Here is a 17,771-nt window from a genome sequence, read left to right on the forward strand (position 1 = left end):
ATATAAATAAAAAGGATTTCAATTTTGAAATCCTTTTTATTTATATTAAGAGGAATGTTATCCTTCAATTTCAAGTGGGTCAAGTGTAATTTTTTTTAGATCAATATTTTCTACTAATTCAAAGAGAAAAGTGAATTCAGGTAAAAAATTTTCACCAGCCACCGTGTTACTGTATACATTTATTTTATTAAGCCCAACTGGTAGATTTATCTTAGGGTATCGCTCTTCAAAAGTTTCCCTTTCTATACTAACATCAGCATTTATCAATTTTCTTGTTTTCAAAGAACTTTCTATACGCATATCTAAATCACCGTTATAGCTGTCGCACATTTGTGTGAAAGTTGCATGATCAATAAGTCTGATTTCGTCTGCTATAGAGATGTCTAAATAGTTATAGGATTCATTATATTCCCAACGGTTTAAATCTATGGATGCTTCATCAAAAACAAAATTTAAGTTTTCAACGGTTTCTTCAGTGGTAATTATGTGTATGATTCCTTTCGCAATTAAATCGAATAAGCCTTTTGGGTAAGAATAATTAAATTCATGTTCTGCAAAATATTTTTTGCACTTGGTTGTATTTGCAATTATCAACACTCCTTCGGTGTCAAAAGTTTTTATTGTCATTGTGAATTTTTATTTTAATTGTAATTATAGGAATTATTATATTATAATGATTTGAATTCAAAGCTTAATAAAATTATTAAATAGTCAAGATAAATTTATTTTTTCTTTTCAAGCTTCTCAATCAAATTCCCCTTCACCACCGTAAAAGTATAATCCTTAGCTTCTGCAAAAGAAATATCATACTTCCTCTCAATATTTCTCAAGTCTTCAGGGAATTTTAATAAAAGACTGTCGTAATAAGAATCCAGAAATTCTTGGGAAGGCATTTCGTATTTTATTTTTAGCTGAAAACGTCTAATGATGGCGGTGTCAATGATTTCTGCATGATTGGTAGCACAAAGTAACAACGCATTTTCGGGATAATAATCAATCAGCTGAATCAAGGTATTTACCAATCTTCTCATTTCGCCGACATCTTTATCGTCACTTCCACGGGCTTTCCCGATTTGGTCGAGTTCATCAAGGAAAAGAACTGATCTTTCTCTTGCTGCTTTGTCGAAAATCATTTTAATATTTTGCGAAGTTTCACCAATTCTTGAAGATACAATATTGCTCAGATTAAGGATGATAATATTCTTGTCTAGAGCATTCGCAATCGCTTTTGCAGTCATTGTTTTGCCACAACCCGAACTTCCTTCAAGAAGAATTTTATTGTTAACTGGAAGTCCATATTCCTGCAATTCTTTAGCGTAGGTTTGCTCTTTGATGAGCTGTACAAATTGTTCTTTATTTTTAGTTTCAAGAAAAACATCATCGAGCTTTACAGATTCTTTATCCTGAATGATGAGATTGTACAGATTCATATTTGCAGTGCATTAAATTGAGCTGCAAAGATAATTGATTTAAAATTTTAACCTTAAGATTTTAGAATAGATTCAAACAACTTAAGGAATTGTTTGTTATCAAAATCAATAAAGAAATCTTTTTGCCAATTTTGAGTTTTTATAGCTTGTTTATTTTCCGGAGAATCCCAAATTGGATAAACTCTGAAACCTCGTTTTCCATCTTTAGAAAGAGTGGTTAGAATATTTTTTTGAATAAGAATTTGTTTTGAAAAAAAGAAAAATCCGGATTTTTTGCCTAGTGCACAGAAAATAATATAAAAATCAAAAGTATCTTCCGAAGTGAAAGGTTCGGTTTGTTTGCTTTCAGGATTTCTTTTCCATAAAGTCACAAACTGTCCGATTTTCTTGGGAGTGATTTTAGCCTTTCTGAATTTAATGCTGAATTGATTTAATTGGAAACTGTGACCAAAATATTCTTCACATTCAGAATCCGGCCGTAGGTGAGAAATGATTAAGTTGAGCTTAGAAAAAATTGAATTTTGAAGTTGCTCGAGTTCTGTAATCATTTATTATGTTTTTTTGCGCTGCTTTACTCCGGTTGAGTAAAACAGCGGGCAGTCGTTGAGACTGCAAACATAAATAATACTAACTGATAAATTTGTTAAATAGGCAGATTTATTTAATTACTGACTAGTTATTTTCTTTTTTCACTGTTGCGATGTAAGATGAAACTAAAACTGCACATGTTGCTACTCCGATAATTGCGATCATAATTTTTGAATTTTTATTTATTTTAATATTTATTGCGAATTCTATAATGCAATATTACGGCTTTAAAATTAAATACCAAATGAATTAATTATGATGTATATCAGTTATTTACGGTGTTTAATTAATGATTTATTAAAATTAAATGTTATTATTTTTATTGAAATTTTCATTAATTTAATTGCTTAAATATTAAAATTTTGTCATTTTGTTAATAATTATGTAATTGTTGTTTAATAATTGACAAAATCAAATAGAATATAATGAGATGCATAATGAAAATATTCAACTCCATTTTTGGGGAAATGTAAGCTTGAATGTTAACGAAATATTATCTATTTTCTTTTCGTTCTCCCGAATGGATTATAAGAAATACCCACATTGAAATAAAAAGATGGTTTTGCGTTTGCATCAAAAATAAAATCTCTCTGAGATTCTTTCTTTTCAAAGATTCGTGATGATGGTGTTGCTCTGATTCCTGTTTTTAAAGTTCCGATAAAGTTTCCACCTAAATTATGTTCATAAATAGCTCCTGAATTGATTTCAAGTTGTCTGAATTCGTAAGTTTTTTCTAATGGATAAAGGTAAAATGAAGTATTATCCATTTCAGTTCCAAAAGAAATTCTGCCATTTGAAAAAATGTCTTTTCTAACCAAAACTTTCTTAGGCAAGATAATATCCGCAACCCAGCCGTTGTCAAATTTATGCTCATAAGTAAAAATCGGTAACGCAGAAATCGGCGTGCTTGGATCTATTAAAACAGCGCCTCCCAAAGTCATTTTTGTTTTGGCATTGGCTTTTAAAACCAAACTTCCGGTCACCATTCCTCTGATTCTTTCAAAACGTTGGTCGCTTCCGTCTACAGACGCAGTCGCAGAAAATACAGCAATTTTATTGAATACTTTTGCAAAACGGGTAACATTTATTGCCTCAGAATGATAATGGAAATTTCCTTTATTGACATTTTCCTCAGAAAACAAATTGATGTTATTTTCTGCATTGATTGACGTGAACCGATAATTTAATGACGCACTCAACATCCATTTTCTGTTTTTAATAATATAAACATTGGCATTCGCTTTTACCTGCTGAAAAGATTTGATTTTATTTTCAGGCAAATCATTTCCGTACAGTTCAGGAGAAAATTTATAAGGCGTAATTTGTGTGAATTCAATATTTAAATCTCTTGCCTGCGGAAATTTATCGGTAACAAAAGCAATTACTTTATTCGGAGTGCTGTCTTTTTTCTGAGCCGAAACCATCGTTGCAACAGGAATAAGAGCGAAAGTGATTAGATTTTTTTTTAAGGTTGTCATAGAAATTACTTGATTGCGTTGATGCTAGATTGGAAAAAATTGAACATAAATATTCTGTCGTAAAAAGTTTCAATTGCATTTAATTGAATGAAATTGACATATTTTTCGGCTTTTGAAACATTTTCTTCTTCCACAAAAACAAACCATAATTCCTGAATCTGATGATGATTTTTAAAAAGTTCGGATTCATAAATATCTAAAGCATGGGAATGCTTCATATCATAAAATAGGATCCCTTTTTTTATCCCGTTTTCTTCAATGATATTGATTGGATGGTGAATGTAATCAATCACTTTCAGGCTTTGATTGTAAGATTCTATAAAGTGATGCAGGTCAATCAGCTGAATAACTTTTTCTTCCTGCTGAGAATCTGTCATAAAATAACACTCCTGTGTAATCTGCTCGGTGAGTTTCTGAAAAACGGTTAATTCCATGTCTTGAATAATTTTACAGGACAAAGGAATAGAGAAAAGACTTTGAGAATTGGTTTTTTATACCAACTGCCCTATAAATTCTACCAAATAATTTGTATAATAAAGTGCAGGGTTTGTATAATAATAGGTGGTTTGGTTGCGTTATTAGTTATTTTTGTCAATCCTCAAGAAAAATAAATATCACCGCATGAAATTGTATTCAAAGGAAATAAATAACAACTTTATCATCGATTTTCTGGTAGAAGATCGTTTCAGATTTTTCAGGCATCTTTCCTTTATGGTTTTCTTTTTTGTTTTACTCTATTTTGCTCGATTTTGGCGGTTTTATACTGCATCAGTTCAGTATAACATCCTAATCGTTGTATACATTGCATTGTTGATGATGGCCTATATCAATATGTATCTTTTAGTTCCTAGATTTTTTTTCCGAACTTATTATATTCTGTATATCGTTTTATTAATAACAATGGGATTTTTGGGACTTCATGCAATTTCGTACGTGATGAGTTTTTTCGCTGAATATCAAATTGATGAATATAATGAAAAGAGAGGTGGATTATATGAAGGGTTGATGATGTGTATCTCAATTATTTTAGTAACTACAACAGTGAAATTGCTTCAAAAATGGATTAGAGACAGTATGAAAATTGTTGAACTAAACAGCCTTACGTTGAATATGGAACTTAATGCATTGCGTAATCAGATTAATCCGCATTTTCTTTTTAATATGTTGAATAATGTAAAAGCCTTAATAAGAACTGACCCGGAAAAAGCAACTACCGTTATCATGAAATTATCTGAATTTCTACGCTATCAACTCTATGAAAACAACGAAGAAAAAACAATGCTGACTTCAGAAATTGATTTTTTATCTAATTTCCTGAATCTTGAAAAAATAAGACGAGAAAATTTTGAGGTTACTATTGAAAGCCCGAATGATAAAAGAATTTTAAATTCTACATTTATTCCGCCCAATTTATTTACCACATTTGTAGAAAATGCTGTGAAACACAGTGTTGATATCAGCGGAAAAGAATCTTATGTAAAAGTGAATATCGAAATTAAAGAGAAAAACCTTCACTTTGAATGCCGAAATTCTCAAAACTCAGACTTCCCGATTCCTGAATCCAATTACAGCGGGCTAGGATTGGCAAACATCAAAAGAAGACTTGAACTGCTTTATCAAAACATTTTTACCTTGGAAATTAACTCCACCAAAAATGAATATATCGTAAACCTAATCATTCCTATATGAACTGTATTATTGTAGATGATGAGCCTTTGGCAAGAGCAGAAATGCAGTCACTGATTCTTGAAGTTTCAAAAATCAATATTTTGGGATCATTTTCTAATGCTCCCGCAGCTTTAGAATTTTTAAAAACGAATGTTGTAGATCTTATCTTTCTTGATATAGAAATGCCTTTAGTGACTGGTTTAGAATTTGCCAAAATGCTTCCAAAAGATTGCTTGATTATTTTTACGACCGCTTATTCTCAGTATGCTTTAAAAAGCTATGAGCTCGATGCGATCGATTATTTATTAAAACCAATAGAAAAACCACGCCTAGAAAAAGCGATCCAAAAAGCTGTACTTTATCACCAGTTACTTTCGCAAGAGACTATAAAAAATACGGTTGAATCGAATACCAGAGAATTTCTGTTCATCAAAGCAGACCGAAGGTTTTATAAATTAAATTTTGATGAGATTAAATTCATCGAAGGTTTAAAAGACTATGTCGTCATTCATACCAAAACTCAAAAGTTGATTACGGCTATGAATCTCAAAACCATTCATCAGAAACTTCCGGCAGAAATCTTTTGCAGAGTGAGCAAATCTTTTGTGGTTAATTTAAATTGTATCGATTCTTTTGATAATCATAGTATTTACATCGATGAATCTGAAATTCCTTTGGGTGAAGTCTACAGATCTGCGTTTTTCACAGCATATTCCGGAGGTTCGCTGAATTTGGATGTTTAAATATTTTAATAGAGCTTCTGATCATTTTCACAGAAAAAACTCATTCGTTTGCTTTTTCCGCTATCCTTATTAGTGACTTCTGCACCGCAAATAGGACAGTTTTTCTGATGATAAATCTGAAAATGTTTGCTGAGAACATTGGCTTTCTTCCATTTCTTAAAATCAAAACCGTAATTTCTTGCTTCTGCGATAATTTCTTTTAATTTTTTCGGAGGTAAATTTCCATTCAGACTTTCCGGATGAATTCCAACTCTGAATAATGCTTCATTTTTAATAATGTTTCCAACGCCGGAAAAAATATCCTGATTCATCAACGCATCACAGATCATCATTTTAGGAGCAGCTTTTAAAGTTTGCTCAGTTTTTTCGGGATTCCATTTGTCACTCATAATATCGGCTTCCCAATCGATTTTTAAGAGAAAACTTTCATCAATAACCTTTACGACACAGGTATAAAAATACATCCCGCCATCTTTAAAAGCTAATCCCAATCGTAATGTATCAATGTCTTTTCTCTTGTATAAACTATAAGAGCCAAACATCATCAGATGGACTTTAAAAATAATCTTATCAAAAATCAAATACGTTTGTTTTCCAAAAGTTTTGATCTCACGCAGAATTTCACCTTTGATTTCGGAATTTTCGGGAACTTCGCTTCCACTAACTTCGATAACCTTTTCACCTACAAATTTTTGTAAATCTTCTTTCATCAGAACAATTGTTGGACCTTCAGGCATAGCTTTGTTTTTAAAGAAAAACTCAAATATTATTCCTTTAAAAGTAAAAATTGAATTAATTTTGGAAAATGATGAATTTGAATCAGATTTTTACGAATCAGCGCACAGGAAATAATCCACATACCAAAGCTTCACGAACAGATTTTCAGAGAGATTTCGACAGAATTATCTTCTCATCTGCTTTCAGAAGATTGCAGAACAAAACGCAGGTTTTTCCGCTTCCGGGAAGTGTTTTTGTACACAACCGTCTGACGCATTCTTTGGAAGTTTCGTCTGTAGGAAGAAGTTTGGGGAGTGTTATCGGAGAGTTTATTCACGATAATTATCAAAGTGATCTGACGGAAGATTCTAAAAGTTTCTATCTACATAATTTAGGAAATGTAATTGCGGCAGCCTGCCTTTGCCATGATGTTGGAAATCCTGCTTTCGGTCATTCGGGAGAAGATGCCATTGCAAGTTATTTTGATCGAAATGAAAATGATCTTAAACCTAAATTCAACGAAAAAGAATGGGCTGATCTGGTTAATTTTGAAGGAAATGCCAATGCAATCAGGGTTTTGGCTCAACAACAGCAGGGAAAAGATGCGGGAGGAACTCAATTAACATTTGCTACGTTGGCGAGTATTGCAAAATATCCGTGTGAAGCGATTGCGAGAGATAAGAAAATTATTCACAGAAAGAAATTCGGGTTTTTTCAAAATGAAAAGGATATTTTTCTTGAGATTGCAAAAGGAACAAATTTAATATCAGAAAGTGAAGAACCTCATATTTTCAAACGACACCCGTTTGTTTGGATGGTGGAAGCTGCGGATGATATCTGCTACAATATTATCGATATGGAAGATGCTCACAGATTGGGTATCGTTTCAACTGCAGATTGTCAAAATCTGTTTTTTGAGCTGGTAAAATCCGAAACTGATGATGTAGACAGAGTTAAAAGAAAGCTTGATTCTATTGGAAATGACAACGAAAAAATTTCATATTTACGAGCGAAAGTTATTAATGCTTTAATTAATAAATCGATTTCAATGTATAAACAGAACTTTGATAAAATTCTTGAAGGAAATCTCGACAAAGCTCTGCTCGATATGTATAAAGGTGAAAATAAAGCATTACAGGATATTGCAAGCTTTTCTGTTGAGAAAATTTATAATCATAAAGCGGTTGTTGAAATTGAAAATGCCGGCTATAATGTAATGTATGAATTGCTGGATCATTTCATTCCGTCTATTTTAAAATCTGAAGAAGAGAGAAAATCTTATGATACGAAAGCTCTAAAACTTCTTCCGAAACAGTTTGTGTACGAAGAGGGGAGTGATTATCAGAAAACGTTGGGCGTGATTGATTTTGTTTCCGGAATGACCGATAATTATGCAACTGATTTATATCGAAAAATAAAAGGAATTGATATTGGGATGACGATGTAACTATTTTTACTTTAAAAACGATTATTTAACAATTAAATATTGTATCTTATCATTTCACTTATAAACTATTATAATATGATTTATTTCGGTATTCTGGTCTTTTTTGGACTGATCACATTATTCGCATCTTTTTTCACGGTCAAGCAGGAATCAGCGGCGGTTGTTGAAAGATTAGGCAAATTCTTAAAAGTAAGCCATGCTGGTTTACATCTTAAAATTCCTTTTTTGGATCAGATTTCAAAACGTCTGAATCTTAGAATTCAGCAATTGGATGTCATTATTGATACCAAAACTTTGGATAACGTTTTCATTAAAATGAAAGTTTCAGTTCAGTATCAAGTGATTAGAGAAAATGTAAAAGACGCTTATTATCGTTTGGAAAATCCTGAAAATCAGATTACATCTTACGTTTTTGATGTTGTAAGAGCAGAAGTTCCAAAGACAAAATTAGACGATGTTTTTGTAAGAAAAGATGATATTGCGATTGCTGTAAAAAGTGAATTGCAGGAAGCGATGCAAAGCTATGGTTATGATATTATCAAAGCTTTGGTAACCGATATTGATCCTGATGAACAGGTAAAACACGCCATGAACAGAATCAACGCTGCAGAACGTGAAAAAACGGCTGCGGAATACGAATCTGAAGCACAAAGAATCAGAATTGTTGCTGTTGCAAAAGCTGAAGCAGAATCTAAAAAGCTTCAGGGACAAGGTATCGCAGATCAAAGAAGAGAGATTGCAAAAGGTCTTGAAGAGTCTGTAAAAATGCTGAATGCAGCCAATATCAATGCACAGGAAGCTTCTGCGCTGATTGTTGTAACACAACATTATGACACATTAAATTCTATCGGAGCTAATAACAGAAGCAATTTAGTTTTGCTTCCAAATTCTCCAACTGCAGCAAGTTCAATGCTGAATGACTTAGTTGTTTCTATGGCGGCGACACAAAAAATGGAAGAATATAATAAACCGTTACTACCGCCAAATCCTCCGAAAAACAGAGGGCATCAGGAATAGATTAACACTTTTAAAATACAAATCCCTTTCAATTTCTGAAAGGGATTTTTTTATTTCTTGGTTTTTGAAAGCTGCTTTACTAAAGTATATTTGATTGATGAACCATCCATTGGCGGATTTTCAATTTTTTCTGTTTTTACTTTTAAAACATATTCAAATCCGGGTTCATAGGTGAAACCTTCAATGTTACTGTAGAAATTCCCCCAACTGTCGGATGCTTTTTCTTTTACCTGAAGGCATTTCATTGGTGCGACTCCCGTGCAATCGACAGTTTGCGAGGCGATGATAAACGTTTTTTCATCTCCAGACGATGAATTTGGCATTGGTTTGCACTGCGTCAGTAAAAATACCATTGCAAATGTACAGCTTGCAGCTTTTAAAATATTTTTCATAGGATTGATTTTAGTGGTAATCAAAGTTAAGCTTTTTCCTGAGTTCTGAATTTCTGTTTGCCTATCAATAATTCAAAGAATAATTTAAAATCAGAAATCAAAGACCAAAGCGGATATTTAAATGTTGCAGCTTTATTTCTTTCAATAAAAGCATGACTGAGCCACGCAAATCCATATCCAAAAATCGGAATGTACCAAAGAAATCTTTCTTTTCCGGTGTATATGACAAAAACGATGACGAGAAAAACAAACAGAATTCCTAGAAAATGAAAAATTCTTGTTCCTAATTTCTTGTGTTCGTCGAGATAAAATTCGTAGAACTCTTGATATGTTTTAATTCTGTCAGGCATGGCATTAATTTTTAAAGTTCTTAGATGAACCTTAGCAATTATTTCGCCAATTATTTATGATACTTTTTTTGTTTAGGTGGTTTATTCAAATATTGTATTATTTTCTTAAATGAAATGCCTATGTTTTTCCTAAACAAAATGCGGATTGTCAAAAACTTTGTCTTTCATTGCGATAATTAAACGCAACGCTAAACAAAGAGTTAGTTAAAAAGGTTTTCAAATTAAGATATACAAAGGCGTTTCACTTATTTTCGAAAAACAAGGATTGAATTATTATCTCAATAGTTTAAAGTTCCAATCATAAACGTTTTGGAAGCGTTGAGAGCCTGTGAAGTTTGGGTTGATTCCTTTACTACACCTTTGTCTTTGATGTAACTCGAATGAATAAAATAGGTGTCTTTATTTTCTCTCGTAATAAATCCTGTATGAAAGTCGAGACCGACAATATACACTTGGTTTTTATCCTTGTTTAAAATATATTTTTCTAAATCTTGTCTTTTACTGAAATATTTGATGTCTGAGCAAAGTTTTTTAATCATTACCGAAGAAGCTTGTTGCGCCAAATACGTTCTGTTGATATCAAAACCAAAATCAGTAAGCGTATTGGTAACAAAATATCCGCAGGCGATGCTTCCTTTCTGAGGCTCTCTTGATGTTCCGTTGAATGACCAGGGTGTACCCATCCAATAATTGGGAACGTCGTAATTGATAAATCTAAAGAGATAATTCTTTTTCTCTTCTTTTGTCTTTTTGTGAAGTGAAACCAAGAATGCTTTGTAGGGAATTTTTTCTATTTCAAGATTTTCAACATTTACTTTGTTATCAGATTTTTTACATCCAATAATTATCAAAAATACCAGCAATAAAATATATTTCATTTAGGCTTTGCTGTTTCTCAGCTTACTGTTTTTTCTACCATAAATAAAATAGAAAATCAAGCCTAAAACTAACCAGATTCCGAACCATGACCAGTTTTCCGTGCTCATTCCTGTTAAAAGATAGCAGCAAGAAACCAATCCTAAAATTGGAATTAAGGACAGTCTTTTAACAAAAGCTAAAACCACCATTACAATACAAACTAAATAGAAACTGATGACCGGAATATTGGCGACAACATCCTTAAAAATGTCTGAAAAGTAAGTCGGGAAAAGATAATTAACCAAAATAAGACTCAAGACAAAACCAATTGGGAAAATAAATTTTGAATTGATGTAAGGGATTTTAAACTTACCTTTTCTTTCCTCCATTTCCTCCTCACTCTGTGGCGAAAGCATTAAAACTCCGCCGCAGACAAGTACAAACGCAAACAGAGTTCCGATGCTTGTAAAATCTAGAATTAGATTTTCATCGGTGAAAAATATAGGAAGTCCAACAACAATACCCGTAAGAATCGTTGCAAAACCTGGCGTTTTATATTTAGGATGGATTTCGGATAATTTTTTCGGCATCAATCCATCTCGGCTCATCGTCATCCAAATTCTTGGCTGTCCCATTTGAAAAACCAATAAAACACTTGTCATGGCTACAACTGCAGAAATTGAGACGATGAAAAGCATCCATTTTACTCCTTTTAAAGCAAATATTTCTGCTAATGGATCTGAAACTCCGAGTTCGGTGTAAGAAACCATTCCGGTGAGAACCAACGCTAAAATTATGTAAACGACGGTACAGATAACCAAAGAATAAATCATTCCTCTTGGTAAATCTTTCTGAGGGTTTTTTGCTTCTTCTGCCAAAGTAGAAACTGCATCAAAACCGATGTAAGCATAAAAAACAGCAGAAACTCCTGCCATTACTCCTCCAAAACCGTTAGGCATAAAAGGAGTCCAGTTATCAATATCAACATACGTGAAACCAACAATGATTACGAGAAGAATAACGGCTAATTTAATGTAAACCATTATATTACTCAGGTTTTTAGATTCTTTAGTTCCTCTGTAAACCAAATAAGTAATTAAAACATTAATCATTAAGGCAGGTAGATCAAAAATAACCTTTAGATTTCCTAATAAAGGAGAGTTTTTCCAGGCTAAAAAACCTTCAGCGTTTTGTAATGATGTTGCCTTTTTTTGAAGAATAGCTGTCATATTTTGACCTTCTTTAAGACTTTCTTTCACTTCATTAGAAGATAAGTAATTGCTTAAAGCTGAATCTTTAACAAGAGTTGCTTTATTCGACAAATAATCATTAATGCTTTGAACAAAAGCAGTATTGTTATCAAAAATAGAATGTGCAGATTTATAATTGATGGTAAGCCATTCCGGAAGATGAAGCCCAAATGTATCTAATAAATTGGTAAAATAACCACTCCAGGAAAAAGCTATATAAATATTTCCAATAGAATATTCCATAATCAACGCCCAACCAATAATCCACGCAAAAATTTCTCCGAAAGAAACGTAAGCATAAGTATAGGCGCTACCGGAAACGGGAACTCGTGATGCAAATTCAGCGTAACACATTGCCGTAAATCCGCAAGCAACTGCACAAATAGCGTATAAAAAAATAACTCCCGGACCGCCGGAAAAACAAGCGTTACCTATTGCACTGAAAATACCACCACCAATAATGGCAGCGATACCAAAAAAAGTTAAATCTTTTACGCTTAAAACCTTTTTCAAAGAATGGGTTCCGTCGTTATCTTCGTTCAAAGTTGTAGAACTCAATGGTTTCCTTCTAAAAAGTTGATTCATGAAATATGATATATAAGTTGAAAAAAACAAATGTAATTATTTCTGATAAATAATTAAGATTTTCTTAATATTTCTTACTGAAAAGTTAATTAGTATTAAAAAATAATCCACAAACTAACATTATGTGAAAAGACTTGTTTATACAATATCTTTTCGATATTTTCGTTGATAATTTGTGGATAAAATCTTATCTTAAAATTAAAATATTTGGTCTTATTTTTGAAGGCTTATCCATTTTAAAATTTGATGTTAATGAAATCAAAAAAAATACTTTTAGCGGCTGCTGTTTTCTATTTCGGAGTTTCCGAAGCGCAACAGTCTCAATACTTTACCCAAAAGGAAAATTACAGGTTTAATCTTGCTCAGAATCTATATCAAACCAAAGTATATAACGCTTCTCAATACGAATATGCACGCCAGTATTTCTACAATCAGAATCTGGAGCAGTCGAAAAAAGAGGCTTCTCAGTTTTTTGATAACGTGATAGGCGTTATTCTTCAGAAAAATCATGCGGAAGACGGTTTGACGGCTTTTATGAAAGAATATCCGAACTCTGCTTATTTTGCACAGGCCAATTTACCTTTGGCGGATTATTATTTGGCTAAAAAAGATTTTAAGGAAGCTTTAAAAACTTTAAAGAAAGTCAATCAATATCAGTTGACTCGTGAAGAAAATACGCAGTACATCTTGAAGTTAGGATATGCTAAATTTATGATGGGCGATTCTAAAGGTGCAATTGATGCATTGGAAGAAGCGCACAAAACGGCAGATGACTCTCAAAAAGGCGACATCGCTTATATGTTGGGACATTTGTATTATTCTAAAAGAGATAATGTAAAGGCATTTCAGTATTTTGATTCGGTAAAAGATCAACCTAAATTTTCAAAACTGGTGCGTCCGTATTACGTACAGATGTACTACAACGATAAAGATTACGATAAGGCAATTTCGGAAGGAAATGCTTTGTTGAATGAAGATATTTCGGAATCTTACAAAGCGGAAGTTCACAAAATCATTGGTGAATCTTATTTCATGAAAAATGATTACAATTCGGCCTATCCGCATTTGAAAGATTATTTGAGTGTTCAGCAAAACCCTTCTGAAAATGATTTGTATGAGATGGGATTTGTTGCAGCTCAGCTTAAAAAATATGACGAAGCGGTTTCTTATTACAATCAATTGTTGAACAGCAATTCAGCTTTGGCACAGAATGCTTACTATCAACTAGGAAATGCTTATTTGGCGGTAGAGAAAAAGCAGGAAGCACTTTCTGCATTCCGTTCTGCTTATCAGATGGATTATGATAAAGGGGTTAAAAAACTGGCGCATGAACAATATGCTAAATTAAGCTACGACATCGGAAATCCGTTTGAAAATCCTACAAACGTTATTCAGAATTATATTACCATCAATAACAATGATGCTAAAACTTCGGAAATGAGATCGCTTTTGGTGAAATCTTATCTGTATTCCGGGAACTTTAAAGAGACTTTAAATGCGATTGACAAATTGCCAAACTCAACTCCTGAAACCGATAAAGTAGATCAGGAAGTTTCGTATCTATTAGGAACGGAAGAATTTAACAAAGGGAACTTTGATGAAGCTGAAAAATATTTCCTGAGAAGTTTAGAATTTGATTTAAATAAAGAATTCCACAGCAGAGCTTTATATTGGTTGGGTCAGGTATATTATCAAAAAGGAAATTATCCTTCTGCGATTGCCCGTTACGAGAAATTAACGAACGAAACTTTCCCTGAAAAACAGCAGCTTTCCTACGATTTGGGATATGCTTATTTTAAATCTAAAAAATTCGATCAGGCTGAACAGTTTTTTACGCAATATTTAAAAAATCCAAAACCTGAATTTAAAAACGATGCAGAACTTCGTTTAGCAGATATTAATTACGCCAATAACGATTTGGATCAGGCAATTTCGATTTATGACAAGAATAGTGAAGATGCAACAGATTATACTTTGTACCAAAAAGCTTTGGCTTTAGGATTTAAAGATGATCAGGCTGCAAAAATCACAAATTTAAAATCATTGATTTCTAAATATCCTGCTTCAGAATATATTGATGATGCACAATATGAAATCGGTGTTGCTTATTCTGCCCAGAATGATTACAATAATTCAAATGATTTCTTTGGAAAGGTGATTAAATCTTCTTCGGATAAAGATTTAATAGCAAATGCATCGATTTATAGAGCGCAAAATTATATTGACCAAAATCAAAGTGATAAAGCTTTATTAGAATTAAAATCTCTTGGCGAACAGTATAAAAATACTGCTTACGCACAGAAAATTGTTCAGGCTGCTAAACCTATTTTTACTAAAAACGGTGATGTTTCGGGTTATGCTGATTTCGCAAGAAACGTAGGGGTGAATATTGATGCTTCTGAAATTGACGAAATTAACTTGTCAACCGGAAAACAGTATTTCACAAAGAAAGATTATAAAAACGCAATTTCTTATTACGAGAAATATTTAACGCAAAACCCAACAGGAGAGGGTCTTTATCAGGCTAAATATGAGTTGGGAGAAAGTTATTATCAGACAAATAATCCTACAAAAGCATTGTTGGTTCTTCAGGAAGTCGGAAATGTTCAGAACGATTATCAGGATGATGCACAAACTCGTTTAGCACAAATTTATATTGCCCAAGGAAATTCTGCTGAAGCTAAAAAGTATTTAGAAAGTATAAGAAATTCATCAGACATCAACGTGAAAAATTACGCCAATGTAGAACTGATGAAGGTTTATGCCGAAGAAAAGAATTTCTCGGAAGCTGAAAAATTAGCGAATGCTGTTATTGCTAATAACAAAAACTCTGCAGCAGTTATCGAAACTGCAAAAGTAATCAAGGCGAGAAGTCTTATGAATTCAGGAAAAGATAAAGATGCTCAAACTGCTTACACTTCTCTTGAAAAATCATCGAATACTGAAGTTGCCGCTGAAGCACTTTATGCAAAAGCATTCTATCAGAATAAAGGGAAAGCATTCAAATCATCAAACGAAACTATCTTTAAGATTGCCAACAATTACGCATCAGAGGATTATTGGGGAGCAAAAGCTTTGGTATTGATGGCAAAAAATTATGTGGGTCTGAAAGACAATTATCAGGCAAGTTACACCTGCGATCAGATTATTTCCAACTATGCCGATTTCCCTGAAATTGTAGCGGAAGCAAAAGAAGTTAAAAAGACTATTAAAAAGTAAAATGTATAATGTATCAACGTGTGAGTATTCAAAATTTTAAATCATTAATACTTCGACACAAATACTTAAATACAATAAGCAATGAACAAGAAAATTCAAATATTATCTATATTATTTCTGGGCTTTTCGTCGGTGGCGTTTTCCCAGATTAAAGAAGAAAAGCTGATTCTTAATAAAAAAAGAGAACCGGAAGTAAAGAAAATCGAGAAGAAAAAAACTTCTGTGGTCATCGAAAAAAATTATCCACCAGAAGAGAAATCAGCGAATCCTGTAAAATATACCATTACGGATGTTCCTGCAGTTTCAGATTTTAAAACTTCAACCATTCAGGGTGAAGATGTTACTCCAAAGTTTGACGGAACGGCTCAAAATAACTATTTCCAAATTGGAATGGGGAATTACGGGAAGATTTTAGCCGATGCTAATATTTCTACAACCCTTGAAAATAAACTGGAAGTTGGTGCAGATGTTCATGTTTTATCAACAAACGGACTGAAAAAAGAATACGATTGGAATTCTAAGCAAAGTTCGGCAACTTTGGGTGCTTTCTTAAACTCGTACGGAGAAAAAGGAAAGATTAATGTGAATGCTGAATATGGTTTAAATAATTATAATTATTATGGAATTTATGCAGTAAATCCTTCAGCTGATGTTGATTTGAAGCAAAAAGTAAATCAGTTTAAAGTAAACGGTTATTATGATTTTTATTCTAATGAAATTCTGAATGATGTAAGAGTAAAATCTTCATTTTTAAGCGACCATTTTGATGCAAAAGAAAATCAGGCTTCCATTTTGGCAAATCTTTCAAAACATGCTGTGAAGCTTTCCGATAATGGAATTGTGATGAATGCTGATTTAGGTTTAGGTTTAGAAACGGTAAAGACTGATTTTAAATTGATGGATCAAAATTCTGCAACGTTTTTTAATGCAGATTTAGCTCCAAAACTTACTTTTGCAAAAGGTGAAAATTATTTAATGGTAGGTTCTACATTTGCTTTTTTAAATGCAAGAAACTCTAATCTAAATATGGCTGAAGTGAAAAACAATAAATCATATTGGTTTCCAAAAGCTGAATTTCAGATTGCTGCCGCAAAAGAGTTCAAATTTTATGGAGGGATTGATGGAGGTTTAAAACTGAATACCTACGGCGAATTGTTGCAGGAAAATCCATTTTTACTTTCTGACCAGATGTTGAGACCGACTGAAACAACCTATCATTTTTATGCCGGTTTGAGGGGAGATATCGACGAAACTTTTAAATACGATGTTTCTGCAGGATACGGTAAAATGAAAAATATTATGTTCTTCGGCGCCAATAATCTTTTTACCAATGAATTTACTTTAGACAGACCTGGTTACGATTTTGCCAATACATTTTCTGCTCTTTATGATGATGGAAATGTGAGTGATATCAAAGGTAGTTTACAGTATTTTCCTTTAGAAAACTTGATTTTGGATGCTGATGTAAGATTTTTAAAGTACGATTTAAAAAACTACGAAAATATTTATAATGTTCCTTTAGTAACTGGAAGCATGGGTGCAAAATATACAATGTTTGAGAAAAAATTGTCATTAGGTTTTAAAGGAATTTTTGCAACAGACAGAACGACCAACTCGTATATGCTTGAAGGAGTGGGAAGTCCGTCTATGATTTTCCAATCAACTGAAGATACTAATGATAAAGTTGGTGGTTATGCAGATCTAAACTTATCTGCAGAGTACAAAATTCACAAAAATTTCAGTATTTTTGCACTCGGAAACAATCTTCTAAGCTCAAAATACCAAACGTACAAAGGCTATAAAGTTCTTGGTGCGCAGGTTGTGGGAGGTGTGAAGATTACTTTCTAAAATAATAATTGATAAATGATAATTGATGAATGATTACAATATCACTTATAAATTATCATTTATCAATGATATAAAACCGGCTTCGTAGTTCAACTGGATAGAATATTGGATTTCGGCTCCAAGGGTTGGGGGTTCGAATCCCTTCGAAGTCACAAAAAAAGCGTTTACATTTGTAGACGCT

The 17,771-nt window shown here is 32.7% G+C and carries 16 protein-coding genes and 1 tRNA gene; 7 read left to right on the forward strand and 10 right to left on the reverse strand.

What is annotated here, in order from left to right; genetic code table 11:
• Positions 1–57: 57 nt before the first annotated feature.
• The 5 genes from OF897_RS04670 to OF897_RS04690 all read right to left on the reverse strand — a co-directional run bounded on the left by OF897_RS04670 (position 58) and on the right by OF897_RS04690 (position 3,930).
• On the reverse strand, positions 58–627 hold the full coding sequence (locus OF897_RS04670) for a hypothetical protein (protein ID WP_267264535.1): 570 nt from the start codon (positions 625–627) through the stop codon (positions 58–60).
• A gap of 95 nt (positions 628–722) precedes the next feature.
• Positions 723–1,430, reverse strand: coding sequence for an AAA family ATPase (locus OF897_RS04675; RefSeq protein WP_267264536.1), 708 nt, complete (start codon positions 1,428–1,430; stop codon positions 723–725).
• A gap of 53 nt (positions 1,431–1,483) precedes the next feature.
• Positions 1,484–1,978, reverse strand: coding sequence for a MepB family protein (locus tag OF897_RS04680; RefSeq protein WP_267264537.1), 495 nt, complete (start codon positions 1,976–1,978; stop codon positions 1,484–1,486).
• A 537-nt stretch (positions 1,979–2,515) separates the two neighbouring features.
• Entirely contained in the window at positions 2,516–3,496 is a 981-nt protein-coding gene (locus OF897_RS04685; RefSeq protein WP_267264538.1) for a hypothetical protein, read from the reverse strand.
• A 5-nt stretch (positions 3,497–3,501) separates the two neighbouring features.
• The gene (locus OF897_RS04690; protein ID WP_267264539.1) at positions 3,502–3,930 is read right to left on the reverse strand and encodes a hypothetical protein; all 429 of its coding nucleotides are present in this window, start codon (positions 3,928–3,930) and stop codon (positions 3,502–3,504) included.
• Positions 3,931–4,117: 187 nt separating this feature from the next.
• Between OF897_RS04690 and OF897_RS04695 the strand changes: the two genes are divergently transcribed.
• Positions 4,118–5,185 carry a sensor histidine kinase gene (locus OF897_RS04695; RefSeq protein ID WP_267264540.1) on the forward strand — a complete coding sequence of 356 codons (1,068 nt, stop codon included), beginning with the start codon at positions 4,118–4,120 and terminating at the stop codon, positions 5,183–5,185.
• Entirely contained in the window at positions 5,182–5,907 is a 726-nt protein-coding gene (locus tag OF897_RS04700) for a LytR/AlgR family response regulator transcription factor (protein ID WP_267264541.1), read from the forward strand. Before OF897_RS04695 ends, OF897_RS04700 begins: the two co-directional genes overlap by 4 nt.
• Positions 5,908–5,912: 5 nt before the next feature.
• On the opposite strand, the gene OF897_RS04705 is transcribed toward OF897_RS04700, so the two are convergent.
• On the reverse strand, positions 5,913–6,644 hold the full coding sequence (locus OF897_RS04705; protein WP_267264542.1) for a DNA-formamidopyrimidine glycosylase family protein: 732 nt from the start codon (positions 6,642–6,644) through the stop codon (positions 5,913–5,915).
• A 71-nt stretch (positions 6,645–6,715) separates the two neighbouring features.
• On the opposite strand from OF897_RS04705, the gene OF897_RS04710 reads away from it, so the two are divergent.
• Both OF897_RS04710 and OF897_RS04715 read left to right on the forward strand, forming a co-directional pair.
• Positions 6,716–8,071 carry a deoxyguanosinetriphosphate triphosphohydrolase gene (locus OF897_RS04710; RefSeq protein ID WP_267264752.1) on the forward strand — a complete coding sequence of 452 codons (1,356 nt, stop codon included), beginning with the start codon at positions 6,716–6,718 and terminating at the stop codon, positions 8,069–8,071.
• A gap of 75 nt (positions 8,072–8,146) precedes the next feature.
• Positions 8,147–9,088 (forward strand): SPFH domain-containing protein, encoded by a 942-nt coding sequence (locus tag OF897_RS04715; RefSeq protein WP_267264543.1) that lies wholly within the window; start codon positions 8,147–8,149, stop codon positions 9,086–9,088.
• Positions 9,089–9,138: 50 nt separating this feature from the next.
• Here the strand turns inward: OF897_RS04715 and OF897_RS04720 are convergent, their stop codons facing one another.
• From OF897_RS04720 to OF897_RS04735, 4 genes are all read right to left on the reverse strand, one after another.
• Positions 9,139–9,480 (reverse strand): DUF4377 domain-containing protein, encoded by a 342-nt coding sequence (locus OF897_RS04720; protein WP_267264544.1) that lies wholly within the window; start codon positions 9,478–9,480, stop codon positions 9,139–9,141.
• Positions 9,481–9,506: 26 nt separating this feature from the next.
• A complete protein-coding gene (locus OF897_RS04725) occupies positions 9,507–9,830 on the reverse strand; it encodes a DUF962 domain-containing protein (RefSeq protein ID WP_267264545.1) in 324 nt (107 codons plus the stop codon).
• Positions 9,831–10,108: 278 nt separating this feature from the next.
• Positions 10,109–10,708, reverse strand: coding sequence for a hypothetical protein (locus tag OF897_RS04730; protein WP_267264546.1), 600 nt, complete (start codon positions 10,706–10,708; stop codon positions 10,109–10,111).
• Positions 10,709–12,523 carry an APC family permease gene (locus OF897_RS04735; RefSeq protein ID WP_267264547.1) on the reverse strand — a complete coding sequence of 605 codons (1,815 nt, stop codon included), beginning with the start codon at positions 12,521–12,523 and terminating at the stop codon, positions 10,709–10,711.
• Positions 12,524–12,775: 252 nt separating this feature from the next.
• On the opposite strand from OF897_RS04735, the gene OF897_RS04740 reads away from it, so the two are divergent.
• The 3 genes from OF897_RS04740 to OF897_RS04750 all read left to right on the forward strand — a co-directional run bounded on the left by OF897_RS04740 (position 12,776) and on the right by OF897_RS04750 (position 17,742).
• Positions 12,776–15,742 (forward strand): tetratricopeptide repeat protein, encoded by a 2,967-nt coding sequence (locus tag OF897_RS04740; RefSeq protein ID WP_267264548.1) that lies wholly within the window; start codon positions 12,776–12,778, stop codon positions 15,740–15,742.
• Between the two features lie 81 nt (positions 15,743–15,823).
• Positions 15,824–17,590, forward strand: a complete 1,767-nt coding sequence (locus tag OF897_RS04745) for a TonB-dependent receptor (protein WP_267264549.1) — start codon at positions 15,824–15,826, stop codon at positions 17,588–17,590.
• A gap of 78 nt (positions 17,591–17,668) precedes the next feature.
• Positions 17,669–17,742: transfer RNA gene (locus OF897_RS04750), tRNA-Arg, on the forward strand.
• Positions 17,743–17,771: the final 29 nt, after the last annotated feature.

It is taken from the genome of Chryseobacterium formosum (assembly GCF_026460885.1).
GTDB classification, from domain to species: Bacteria; Bacteroidota; Bacteroidia; order Flavobacteriales; family Weeksellaceae; genus Chryseobacterium; species Chryseobacterium formosus.